Below are 12,582 nucleotides of genomic sequence, written 5' to 3'. Positions count from 1 at the left end.
TAATCGGGTGGCTGCGTACTCGTCCGGACCCCATGGTGGCTGTCACAGACAGGAATCGCCATGTCCCGCACGCCGACTGACCGACTGCCACCAACCTTCAACCGCCTCGCCTGGTCGAACCTCGCGGCGCAGTCGGCCGAGCAGATCGCGCTGGCGGCCGCGCCTATCGTCGCGGTGCTGTTGCTCGGCGTCGGTGAAGGCCAGACCGGATTGCTGCAGACCGCGCTGACCCTGCCCTTCGTGCTGTTCGCCATTCCCGCCGGTCTGCTCGCCGACCGGATGTCGCGCCGCACGCTGATGGCCGGAGCTGAGGCGCTGCGTGCGATCGCGCTGTTGCTGACGCTGGGGCTGATCTGGTTCGGCGCGCTGACGATGACGCTGCTCGCTTTGCTCGGCTTCGTCGCGGTGTGCGGCACCGTGGTCTACAGCGTCGCCGCGCCGTCGCTTGTGCCATCGCTGGTCGTACCGCAATTGCTCGGCGCGGCGAATACGCGGATCGAACTCGCGCGCACCGTGGCTTTTGCGAGCGGTCCTGCCGTCGGCGGCGCGCTCGTCGGCTTCACTGGCGCCGCGCCTGCTTTCGGCTTTGCCGCCGCGCTGTCGGTCATCGCTGTCGCGTTGCTATCGGGCATCCACGAGCCCCCGCGCACAACCATTCAACAACGCAACCCGGTGCAGGATATCGCCGAAGGCCTGTCCTTCGTCTGTTATCATCAGTATTTGCGGCCGATCTTCATCACACAATTCATCTTCAGCGCCGCGTCCTTCATGGTGCTGGCGGTGTTCGTGCCTTACGCGGTTCGCCATCTCGGTCTCTCCGCCTCCGGCGTCGGCGTGACACTCGCGATGTATGGCGTCGGCATGGTGATCGGCGCACTGCTGGCAACACGTGTGATGAGACGGTTGCCGTTCGGCACCGTGATCGCGCTTGGCCCCGTCACCGGCTTCGTTGCCTCCGTCATGATGGCACTGACCACATGGATCCCCTCGCCGGCTTTGGCGGGCCTGAGCTTCTTCCTGCTCGGCGTCGGTCCGATCCTGTGGGTGATCTCCACCGCGACGTTGCGACAGTCGGTAACGCCGCCGAGCCTGCTCGGACGCGTGTCCGCGATCAACATCCTGAGTTACGGCGCCCGTCCGATCGGAACCGGGATAGCGGCCGTTGTCGGCGGGCTCTATCACGCGGAGGCGTGCCTCTACCTCGCCGTCGCGGGTTTCGCCTGGCAGGCCGTGGTGATCCTGACTTCGCCCGCAGTGACGCTGGAACGGCAGCCGGACATGGTCGGCGATGTGACCGGATGCGTTCCGACGAAAGTCTAACAGGCTTGGTGTAGTTCATCTGTAGTTCGCACTCGCTCATGATCTCCCCGCACCGCAGCACGGATAGTTAGTGTAGTTACGCCGCGTCGAAGCGTCGCAGCAAAGCGAACTTTCTTGCCAAAGCTGCAAGCAAGCCTTTGTCTTGTCACCAATCAACAAGGTCAGTCCGCAAAAGGACGACCATTCGGGGAGAACACAATGGCTTCATCCAAGGACAGGACTCCGTCTCGGCGCCGTTTTCTGAAGGTCGCCACCGCCGGTGCCGCTGCAAGCGTCGTCGCACCGGCAATCGCCCAGGCGCAGGGCCCGATCAGCATGCGCTGGCAGAGCACCTGGCCGGCCAAGGACATCTTCCACGAATACGCGCTCGACTACGCCAAGAAGGTCAACGACATGACCGGTGGCGACCTGAAGATCGAGGTGCTTCCGGCTGGCGCCGTAGTCCCGGCCTTCGGCCTGCTCGATGCGGTCTCCAAAGGCACGCTCGACGGCGGCCACGGCGTGATGGTCTATCACTACGGCAAGCAAACCGCGCTGGCGCTGTGGGGCTCTGGCCCGGCCTATGCGATGGATGCCAACATGCTGCTGGCCTGGCACAAATTTGGCGGCGGCAAGGAGCTTCTGGCAAAGCTCTATGCATCGATCAATGCCAATGTTGTGTCACTTCCCTACGGGCCGATGCCGACCCAGCCACTCGGCTGGTTCAAAAAGCCGGTGACCAAGGCCGATGATCTCAAGGGTGTGAAATTCCGCACCGTCGGCATCTCCATCGACGTGTTTACCGGCCTTGGTGCAGCAGTGAACGCATTGCCCGGCGGCGAAATCGTCTCGGCGATGGATCGCGGCCTGCTCGATGCGGCCGAGTTCAACAACGCTTCGTCGGACCGCATCCTTGGATTCCCCGACGTATCCAAGACCTGCATGCTGCAGAGCTATCACCAGAATGCCGAACAGTTCGAAATCCTGTTCAACAAGACCAAATATGACGCCCTGCCCGAGAAGCTGCGGGCGATCATCGCGGGCGCCGCCGATGCGGCCGGGCAGGAAATGTCCTGGAAGGCCATCGACCGCTATTCGCAGGATTATGCGGAGATGCAGAGCAAGGACAAGGTCAAGTTCTACAAGACGCCGGACTCGATTCTGCAGAAGCAGCTCGAAGTCTATGACGAGGTCGTCGCCAAGAAATCGGCCGAGAATCCCCTGTTCAAGGAAATCTCCGAGTCCCAGCAGGCCTTCGCCAAGCGCGCCACACAGTGGGAGCAGGATACGGTCGTGAATCGCCGCATGGCCTATAACCATTACTTCGGCCCGAACGCGAAGAAGAAGACCTGACGCCATCAGGCGCACGTATCCCGCATCATCCGGGACTTTCTCCCGGATGATGCTTTGTTGTTGCCTGATATCGCCGATCTTCACCTGCCCACATGTCCTGTAGACTGGCCTCCATGAAATGACCGCCGAGCGTTTCCTGCAATCCATCGACGGTATCAGTACATTCGCCGGCAAGGCCGCGGCCTGGCTCATTTTGGGATTGATGGGCCTCGTCTGCGCCGAAGTGTTCAAGCGCTATATGCTGAACATGCCGACGGCATGGATCTTCGACGCGTCGAACATGCTCTATGGCACGCTATTCATGCTGTGCGGCGCCTATACGCTGGCGCAGAATGGCCATGTCCGTGGCGACTTCCTATACAGCTCGATGCGGCCGCGCACGCAGGCCTCGCTCGATCTCGTTCTCTACATCGTGTTCTTCCTGCCCGGCATCGCCGCGCTGGTCTATGCCGGCTGGGACTATGCGGGCGACAGCTGGCGCATCCGCGAGCATTCCAACGTCACGGCGGACGGACCGCCCGTCTATCATTTCAAGGCGATGATCCCGCTCGCCGGCGCGTTGCTTTTGTTGCAGGGCATGGCTGAAATCATCCGCGCCGCGATTTGCCTGAAGACAGGGGTGTGGCCGAGCCGGCTCAAGGACGTGTCCGAAATCGATGTCGTCGAGGAGCAGCTCGCGCATAGCGAACACGTCGATGATGACGTGCGTAGGAATGCCATCGCGCAGGCGCAAGAGATCGAGGAAAGCGCACGCCAGCGCGGCATGGGCGGGGAGACGCAAAAATGAGCGATCCTGCACTCGGCCTCCTGATGCTCGGCCTCATCGTTGTCGTGATCATGCTGGGCTTCCCCACGGCCTTCACGCTGATGGGTCTCGGCATGTTCTTCGGCTTCTTCGCCTATTACCGCGCAGGCGAATCCTGGGCCGACAACCACATCTTCGATCTGATGGTCCAGCGCACCTATGGCGCCATGACCAACGACGTCCTGATCTCCATCCCGCTCTTCGTGTTGATGGGCTATGTGATGGAACGCGGCGCGCTGGTCGACAAGATGTTCTATTCGATCCAGCTCGCGTTCCGCCGCGTCCCGGCCTCGCTGGCGGTGGCGACACTGATCGTCTGCACTTTCTGGGGCATAGCATCCGGTCTGGTCGGCGCCGTCGTCGTACTGATGGGCGTCATCGCCTTCAATCCGATGCTGAAGGCCGGCTATGACGTCAAGCTGGCGTCCGGCGTGATCACGGCCGGCGGCACGCTGGGCATCCTGATCCCGCCCTCGGTGATGATCATCGTCTATGCCGCCGTCGCCGGACAGTCTGTCGTGAAGCTCTATGCCGCTGCGATGTTTCCGGGCTTCTTTCTGGCCTTCCTCTATCTCGTCTACATCATCGGCTGGGCGCTCATTAACCCGAAGATCGCGCCGAAGCTGCCCGAGAGCGAAACACGCGTGCCTGTCCGGCCGTGGATCGCCGATCTGCAGCAAGCATATTCGCACAAGATGCTGCCGGCTTTGCTGACGGCAGCCGTGGCACCGTCGCGCGCGATGGCGCTAACCATGGACGGCGCACGGATCACCTATGCGACGATCCTGAAGAATCTCGGTTTTGCATTGGTGCCACTGATCCTGGCGCTGACCACGCTATGGGCCGCGTGGTGGTATGTCGTCATCCATCCGCAGCCCGACGCCCCCGCACCCGCCGCGATCACCGAGCGGGTTCAGTCCGGCGACGCCAGCACCGCCACACCTGAAGAAGAAAAACTGGAGGAGCTCGGCGCCGCCCAGTCCGGCTCGGCAAAAGAGAGTGAACCGGAAGTACTCCAGCAGATGGGCAATGCCGATCTGCAAAACAGTCCGACGAATGCGCCGGTCGATGCCGGACCGCCGCCGGAATTCTATACCTACTTCGCCTTCACGGCGGCCATCATCGCACTGATGCTGTTCTATTATTACTGGACCATGGGCGCCGCCCAGTTCGAGGTGCTGCGGCTGCTGACATCGTCCGTGATGCCGCTCGGCATCCTGACTGCCATCGTGCTGGCCGTGATCCTGCTCGGCATCACGACGGCAACGGAGTCCGCCGCCGTCGGCGCCGCCGGCGCGTTCCTGCTCGCCTTTCAGGCGCGCACGCTGGACTGGAAGCGCACCAAGGAGGCCGTGTTCCTGACCGCCAAGACCACATCCATGGTGTGCTGGCTGTTCGTCGGCTCGGCGCTCTTTTCCGCGGTGTTCGCCATTCTCGGCGGACAGGCGCTGCTGGAGAGTTGGGTCCTGTCGCTGAACCTGACGCCGGTCCAGTTCATGATCCTGTCACAGGCGATCATCTTCATCCTCGGCTGGCCGCTGGAATGGACCGAGATCATCGTGATCTTCGTGCCGATCTTTCTGCCGATGCTGAAGCATTTCGGCATCGACCCGATCCTGTGGGGCGTGCTCGTCTTCGTAAACCTGCAGGCCGCCTTCCTGTCGCCCCCGGTCGCGATGTCCGCCTTCTATCTGAAAGGCGTCGCGCCATCGCATGTGACGCTGAACCAGATCTTCTCCGGCATGATGCCCTATATGCTCATCGTCATCATCTGCATGGTGCTGATGTATATCTGGCCCGGCCTGACGCTGTGGCTGCCGAATTACCTCTACGGCAACTGATCCATCAGCCTCGACCACCGCCGGGAACGCGACGGTGGCACTCACGTCCTCCCGGAATACCGCATGACTGCCCTGCTCTTTGCAGCTCGCTTTATATGATGTACATCATTTATAAATGAGGATCATCATATGACCGACCGCACGGCAGACGCCATGGCAGACACTCCGCCGCAGGAAGCATCCTCCACCGCACTGCAGATCGCGGTCCTCGCGGGGCTGGCCTCGATGGGTACCCTGGCGACCAACATTCTGCTGCCATCGCTGCCACAGATGGCGGTATCGTTGCAGGTAACGACGCCCGCGGTTACGGCATCGATCACCGTGTTTTTGCTGGTCTTCGCGCTTGGCCAATTGCTGGTCGGGCCGATCTCCGACCGTTACGGGCGTCGCATGCCGGTGCTGGCCGGTTTCGCTGTCTTCATCATCGGCAGTATCTGGTGTGGCGTCTCGACTGATCTTCCTTCGCTACTGGTTGGCCGCGCGATCCAGGCCGCCGGTGCCTGTTCGACCTCGGTTCTCTCGCGCGCCATCGCCCGCGACCTGTTCAGCGGCGCCGCGCTGGCACGCGCACTCACCTTGGTGATGATCGCGCAGGCCGCAGCCCCTGGTTTCTCCCCGCTGCTTGGTGGCGGACTCGATTATTTTTTCGGATGGCGTTCAGAATTTGTTTTCGTCGGCGCCTTCGCTGTGTTGTCGGCTCTCAGCTATGTCCTGGTGCTCGGCGAAACCCACAACACGACGCGCATCCCGCTCAATCCGCTCGCCGTCAGTACAACCTATCTCAAGCTTTCGGTGAACCGCCACTTCCTGATCCCGGCCGCCACGGTGGGCCTGATCATGGGTGGACTGTTCTCGATCTTCTCCGCAACACCTCGCATTCTCATAGAGGGCTACGGCTTCACACCGATTGCGCTCGGGCTGTTCTTTGCGGGCACCGTACTGGTTGTGTTCGGCTCCGGCATGCTGGCCGCGCGCCTCGCCCCCCGCTTCGGACTGGATCGGGCCATTCGCTACGGCTTGCTGATCGCGTTCATCGGCGGCATCGCGGTGTTCGCGACCGCCTACTTCCACGGCAACGTCGTCACCTTCATCGCCGCGACCTGTGTGTTCCTGCTGGGCATGGGCGTGGTCAATCCGCTCGGCACGGCGCAGGCGCTGTCGCCGTTCGGCACCCATGCCGGCGCCGCCTCGGCACTGCTCGGCTTCTGGCAGATGATGGGGGCCGCGATCGGCGTATCCCTGTCGGCCACGATCGTGCCGCAGGCCGCATTGGCGCTCGGCATCGTTCTCGGTGCAGCCTGCCTGATCGCTATCGTACTCTACGCCATGCGCCAGCCAACCACTGCGGTCAGCTAACGCGCCAGATGGCGCTCATAGCCGCCGCGCACGACCTCGTCGCTGTCGATCTCGGGATCCAGCGTGTAGAGATCCTGCGCGCGGCCGATACCGCGCAAGGCGTAGCGGCCCGTGGAGACCAGATATTTGCGGCCAGCTGCGTCAAGCCCGGCCTGGAACGCGGACGAGGTCAGCAGCGGCCGATCGACCGACGAGCACATGGAAGCGATGCGGCTCACCTCATTGACCGAGGGACCAACCACGGTGAAATCGAGCCGCTCGTCGCTGCCGATATTGCCGTAGAATACCTCACCCTCATGCAGACCGACATAGGCCGTCGTGACCGGCCGGTTCGCCGCTAGTCGTTTCGCATTCAGCTTGGCGATATTCTTGCGGAACTGATGTTCGGCGCGCAAGGCGTTGCGCTTCGCCTTCACCATGTCGTCGCCGGTGAACATCGCCAGAATACCGTCGCCGATAAGTTTGAGCACGTCGCCGCCGACATCATGGATCGCGGCGATCGAGGCTTCGGCATAGTCATTCAAGAACGGGATGATCTCGTCCGGTCCGATCGCCTCGCTGATCCCCGTGGAATTGCGCAGGTCAGAAAACCACAGCACCGCATTGATACGCTCAGTGACGCCTCGCGCGATCTTGCCGCGGAGAACCTGTTCGGCGGCATCGCGGCCGAGATAGACGCGGCCAAGCGTGCGCGCGATCTCCATCTGGGCTCCCGACTTGATGGCGAGACCGAGCATCGGCACCAGTTCGCGCAGCGCCGACATCTGGCGTTCGTCGAACCCGTCTTCATGGCGCGTAGCCCAATACGAATAGAGGCAATCCATCTGTCCCATCGAGCCAGCCTCGCCGAATTTGTGCAGGAACACGGCGCCGTGGCGGTGACCACCTTCCTGCAAGCTGCTGACCATCGAGAAGCGGTCGGCGATCCCGGGCGCGTGCAGATCGAGCCGCAATTCGTCGTGCCCCTCTTCCAGCATGTGGAAGAACACCGATCGTCGCCAGTTCGCGGCGGCCTCGCCAATCTCGGTCGAGCCGTATTCGAACACGTCGCTCTCGTTGCTGGCCGTGTCGTTCCAGCGGAAGCCACGGCCCTCGAAGATCGGATGCAGCGTGTCAATGAAGACGAGGCCACGGGATACATCGATGCCGCCCGCACGGCAGCGCTCGCAGAAGCCGCGGATCAGGTCGTTTTCCGGAAGGCCGGTCAGACCCTCGCCGACCAGCCAGCTCATCAGTTCAATGCGTGCGGCAGTTTCCATGAGACACTTGTAGGATGGGTTGAGCCTTTGCGAAACCCATCCTGCGGCGCTTTAACCATGCGCGCCTTGCTTCTTGGCGTGAACCTCGACGGAGCCGGGGAACAGGCGCCGGATCAGGATGTAGAAGACCGGCGTGAAAACGAGGCCGAAGATCGTGACGCCGATCATGCCGAAGAATACCGCGACACCGACGGCCTGACGCATCTCCGAGCCGGAGCCCGACGAGATCACCAGCGGCAGCACGCCGAGAATGAAGGCGAAAGACGTCATCAGGATCGGGCGGATACGCAAACGGCAGGCCTCGATCACGGCTTCGAGCTGGTCGCGGCCTTCCTGCTCGATGTCGCGGGCAAACTCGACGATCAGGATCGCATTCTTTGCCGCCAAGCCGACCAGCACGACGAAACCGATCTGGGTGAGGATGTTGATGTCCTGCCCCATGATGCGTACGCCGATGGTGGCCGCGAGCAGGCACATCGGCACGATCAGGATGATCGTGAACGGCAATGTCCAGCTGCCATATTGCGCGGCCAGCACCAGGAACACGAACAGCACGCAGATCGGGAAAATATAGAGACCCGCATTCGCGCCGGTGGACTGCTGATAGGACAGATCGGTCCATTCGAAGGCAAAGCCGCTCGGCAGCGTGTCGTCCGCGAGCTTCTTCATGGTCGTGAGCGCCGTCGCCGAACTGGTGCCCGGCAGCGTGTCACCTTGCAACTCGGACGACGGATAGAGATTATAGCGCGCGACGCGGTCCGGACCTGCCGTGTCGCTGAAATTCACGACACTGCCCAGCATCACCATGTTGCCCGCGCTGTTGCGGGTCTGCAGCCGCGCCAGATCCGCCGTTTCCTTGCGGAACGGATAATCCGCCTGCGCGGTGACATGATATGTACGGCCGAGAATGTTGAAATCGTTGACATAGGTTGAGCCGAAATAGGTCTCGATCGCCTCGGTCACGTTCTGCATGGGCACGCCGAGCATCTGCGCCTTCTGGCGGTCGATATCGACGAACACCTGCGGCGTATTGGCGGAGAATGGCGAGAACACCGACGTCAGGCCCGGCGCCCGGCGCGCGGCATTGACGAGTTCATCGGTCGCCGCGGCCAGCAGCTGCGGCCCCCTGCCCTGACGATCCTCGATCCGCATGGCGAAACCACCGCCGGTGCCGATACCCGGCACCGCGGGTGGCGGCAGCACGATGATGAAAGCGCCTTCGATCACCGAGAGGCGCTTGCGCAACTCAGCCGTGATGGCTCCCGCGCTCAGCCCCTTCTTGGCGCGCTCCTCGGGATTCTCGAACACGGGGAACATGGCGGCCGCATTGCCGGCCTGAGTGAAGGTCGCGCCGGACAGGCCGGCCAGCGCCGGCATGCGCGCGACACCGGGCGTATCCAGCACGATGCCTTCGATCTGCTTGACGATCGCCGTCGTGCGCGCCAGTGATGAGGCACCGGGCAATTGCGCAACCACGATGACATAGCCACGGTCCTGCGCCGGAATGAAGCCTTGCGGTGTGGCGTAGAGCAGCCAGCCAGCGGAGCCGATCAGGGCGACATACAAGATCAGCATCAGCGCTGAATGCTTGATAACGAAGCCTGCGAGGCCGCCATAGGCATGCGACAGGCGGTCGAAACCGCGATTGAACACGCCGGTGAACGCCGCCCATCCCCGTGCCAGAAAATTCCAGCTCGCCGGCGGTTTCTTCTCGTGATGGGGTTGCAGGATCAGCGACGCCAGTGCCGGCGACAGCGTCAGCGAACAGAAGCATGAGATCGCCGTTGCGACCGCGATCGTGATGGCGAATTGCTGGAAGAACTGCCCGGAGATGCCGCCGAGAAATGCCGTGGGCACGAAGACCGCACACAGCACCAGCGCGATCGAGATCAGCGCGCCGCCGACCTCGTCCATGGTCAGCAGTGCCGCGTCGCGCCGGCTCATGCCGTCGCCGAGATGGCGCTCGACATTCTCCACCACCACGATGGCGTCGTCGACGACAATGCCGACCGCGAGCACAAGCCCGAACAGAGTAAGGTTGTTGATCGAGAAGCCCAGCGCGGCCATCACGGCGAATGTGCCGACCAGCGACACCGGAATGGCGATGATGGGAATGATCGCCGGTCGCCAGCCTTGCAGGAACACCAGCACGACGATGACCACCAGCACCATAGCTTCATAGATAGTCTTGATCAGCTCCGAAACCGACTGGGCGATGAATTCGGTCGGGTTGTAGCCGATATTGTAGTCCAGCCCCTTCGGGAAATCGGCCTTGAGCTTCTTCATCTCCTCTTCGATGTTTTTCGCGGTCGCCAGCGCGTTGGAACCCGGACGCTGATAGACCAGCATGGCCACCGCTTCCTTGCGCAGCAGGAAGCCGTTGGTGGTCGACGACAGCGCGCCTATCTCGACGCGCGCGACATCGCGGAGACGCACCAGACGGCCATCGTCGCCCGCTTTCAGCACGATGTCCTCGAACTGCCTCGGCTCCTTCAGACGACCGGTGAAGGTCAGGTTAGGCTGAAACGCGCGATCTGCAATCGGCGGCTCGGCGACCTGGCCGCCCGCAATCTGCAAATTCTGCGCGCGGATGGCAGTCAGCACGTCGCCTGCGGTCATGCCCAGCGTGGCAATCTTGTCAGGATCCAGCCACAGCCGCATCGAATAATCGCGCGCGCCGAAGATGGTAATGTCGCCGATGCCATCGAGGCGCAGGAGCGGATCGCGGACCTGACGCAGCGCGTAATTCGAAATGTAGAGCTGGTCGTAAGTGTCGTTAGGCGACAGCATGAACACGACCATCATCAGGTCGGGACTGTTCTTGCGGGTGACGACGCCGTTGCGCTGGACCTCCTCCGGCAGCCGCGGCTGCGCGATGGCCACGCGGTTCTGCACCAGCACCTGGGCTTTATCCAGATCGGTGCCGAGCTTGAAAGTCACGGTGATGTTGAGCTGGCCGTTCGAGGTGGCCTGGCTGTAGATATACAGCATGTCCTCGACGCCGTTGATCTCCTGCTCGATCGGCGTCGCGACGGTATCCGACACAGTCTGTGCCGATGCCCCGGGATATTGCGTGGTCACGACCACGGTCGGCGGCGCCACCTGCGGATATTCCGCAACCGGCAAGGTCGTGTAAGCAAGCGCGCCGACGATCAGCAGCACAATGGAGAGCACCATCGCCAGGATGGGCCGGTTGACGGAGAGGCTGCCCAGATTCATGGCTTTGTGCCAGCTGCTGGTGCGGGCGTCGCGGCAGCCATCTTCGGCGCCACCTTGGCGCCCACACGGGCGCGCTGAATCCCGTCGACGATTACCCGATCGTCGGGTTTGAGCCCTTCCCTGATCACCCGCAATCCGCCATCCAGCGGCCCGAGTGTCACGGGCCGCGCCTCCACCGTGTCATCGGCTTTCACCACCATCACGATCTTGCGTGACTGGTCGTTGGCAACCGCAGCATCAGGAATCAACAGCGCTTCATATTCGCCGCTGGCAATGACCCGGACCCGGGCGAACTGGCCAGGCAGGATGGAGAGGTCCTTGTTATCGACAATGGCGCGGCCGCGCAGCGTGCCGGTGCCGACATCGAGCCGATTGTCGAGGAAATCCATCTTGCCTTCATGCGACGGCTTGGTTTCGCCGACCAGCGTGATCTGCACGGGATTGGGCGTATCGCGCGAGCTCGGCCGCTTGCCCTCAAACCACAGCTTGCTGTTGCGGACGTAAGTGGCTTCATCGGTGTCGAAATAGACGTAGATGGGGCTCAGCGACACGATCGAGGTCAGCAGCGTCGCGCCACTCTCGCTGCCTTGCACCAGGTTGCCGACTGTCACGAGATGACGGCTGACGCGGCCGGCGATCGGCGCGACTACCTTGGTATATTCGACATTGAGTTGCGCTTGCTTCAGCGCACCTTCGGCCTGCAGCGTCGCGGCCTGCGCGGCCGCTATTGCCTGGCTGCGTTGATCGACGATATTCTCGGAGATCGCCTGGGTCTTGATCAGCGTGGTGGCCCGCTCCAGCTCCTTCTCCGCCAGCACGACCTTGGCCTTGGCATCGTCGAGCTGGCCCTGGGCCTGCTCCGCTGCAGCCTGATACTGGCGCGGATCGATTTCGTACAGCAGATCGCCGGCCTTGACGACGGCACCATCCGTGAAAGCAACCTTGGTAACGAAGCCGGTTACGCGTGCACGGATCTGCACCTGTTCGATCGCATCGAAGCGACCGGTGAATTCATCCCAGTCGGTCGTGACCTTCTTGGTGGGATTGGCGACTGTGACGGGTGGCGGCGGAGGTGCAGCGGCCTCTTCCTTCTTGCCGCAGCCAGCGAGCAGGAGAAAAGCCACAACAGGCGTCACGACCGACAAACACGACGCAAAGACATTTCCAACGTCATATGATCGCGACAAACTGATTGAATGTTTCAAAACCAGACCCCCGCCACGACACGCGATATGGCGGTCATCATGCGCTATATCAATTCGACATCAAGCGAAATAATTGATGCCCGAATAGGCTGCTATCCTGCGGCCATTGTCTTGCCACATCCACGCGACGCCTCGCGTCATACCGACGTTATAATAACGTCCTGCTGCGGGACGTGCGCCTGCGCAAGGCGTCGGTTCGGGGGAGCGACCTATGGGCGCACCGAGGAATTCAACCCGCCCGGCGG

The 12,582-nt window shown here is 62.3% G+C and carries 8 protein-coding genes; 5 read left to right on the top strand and 3 right to left on the bottom strand.

Going from position 1 to position 12,582, the window contains the following annotated elements; translation table 11 throughout:
• Positions 1-60 precede the first annotated feature (60 nt).
• From HP556_RS21870 to HP556_RS21850, 5 genes are all read left to right on the top strand, one after another.
• A complete protein-coding gene (locus HP556_RS21870) occupies positions 61-1,320 on the top strand; it encodes an MFS transporter (protein WP_175368509.1) in 1,260 nt (419 codons plus the stop codon).
• Between the two features lie 198 nt (positions 1,321-1,518).
• Complete coding sequence (locus HP556_RS21865; RefSeq protein WP_089263837.1) at positions 1,519-2,652, top strand: TRAP transporter substrate-binding protein; 1,134 nt, start codon at positions 1,519-1,521, stop codon at positions 2,650-2,652.
• Positions 2,653-2,770: 118 nt separating this feature from the next.
• Positions 2,771-3,439 carry a TRAP transporter small permease subunit gene (locus HP556_RS21860; protein ID WP_175368508.1) on the top strand — a complete coding sequence of 223 codons (669 nt, stop codon included), beginning with the start codon at positions 2,771-2,773 and terminating at the stop codon, positions 3,437-3,439.
• Positions 3,436-5,298, top strand: a complete 1,863-nt coding sequence (locus HP556_RS21855; RefSeq protein ID WP_175368507.1) for a TRAP transporter large permease — start codon at positions 3,436-3,438, stop codon at positions 5,296-5,298. The genes HP556_RS21860 and HP556_RS21855 overlap by 4 nt, the downstream gene beginning before the upstream one ends.
• 129 nt (positions 5,299-5,427) lie before the next feature.
• A complete protein-coding gene (locus tag HP556_RS21850; protein WP_246297846.1) occupies positions 5,428-6,654 on the top strand; it encodes a multidrug effflux MFS transporter in 1,227 nt (408 codons plus the stop codon).
• On the opposite strand, the gene HP556_RS21845 is transcribed toward HP556_RS21850, so the two are convergent.
• From HP556_RS21845 to HP556_RS21835, 3 genes are read right to left on the bottom strand one after another with little or no spacing between them, the layout of a single operon-like run.
• Positions 6,651-7,913 carry an adenylate/guanylate cyclase domain-containing protein gene (locus HP556_RS21845; protein WP_175368506.1) on the bottom strand — a complete coding sequence of 421 codons (1,263 nt, stop codon included), beginning with the start codon at positions 7,911-7,913 and terminating at the stop codon, positions 6,651-6,653. The genes HP556_RS21850 and HP556_RS21845 overlap by 4 nt on opposite strands.
• Before the next feature lie 51 nt (positions 7,914-7,964).
• Complete coding sequence (locus HP556_RS21840; protein ID WP_093761422.1) at positions 7,965-11,132, bottom strand: efflux RND transporter permease subunit; 3,168 nt, start codon at positions 11,130-11,132, stop codon at positions 7,965-7,967.
• The gene (locus HP556_RS21835; RefSeq protein ID WP_420878688.1) at positions 11,129-12,277 is read right to left on the bottom strand and encodes an efflux RND transporter periplasmic adaptor subunit; all 1,149 of its coding nucleotides are present in this window, start codon (positions 12,275-12,277) and stop codon (positions 11,129-11,131) included. Before HP556_RS21835 ends, HP556_RS21840 begins: the two co-directional genes overlap by 4 nt.
• Positions 12,278-12,582 lie beyond the last annotated feature (305 nt).

The organism is Tardiphaga robiniae, from assembly GCF_013359755.1.
GTDB lineage: Bacteria > Pseudomonadota > Alphaproteobacteria > Rhizobiales > Xanthobacteraceae > Tardiphaga > Tardiphaga robiniae.
Note: the sequence above shows the minus strand (reverse complement) of the source record. Positions and strands in the feature narration are given on the sequence as shown.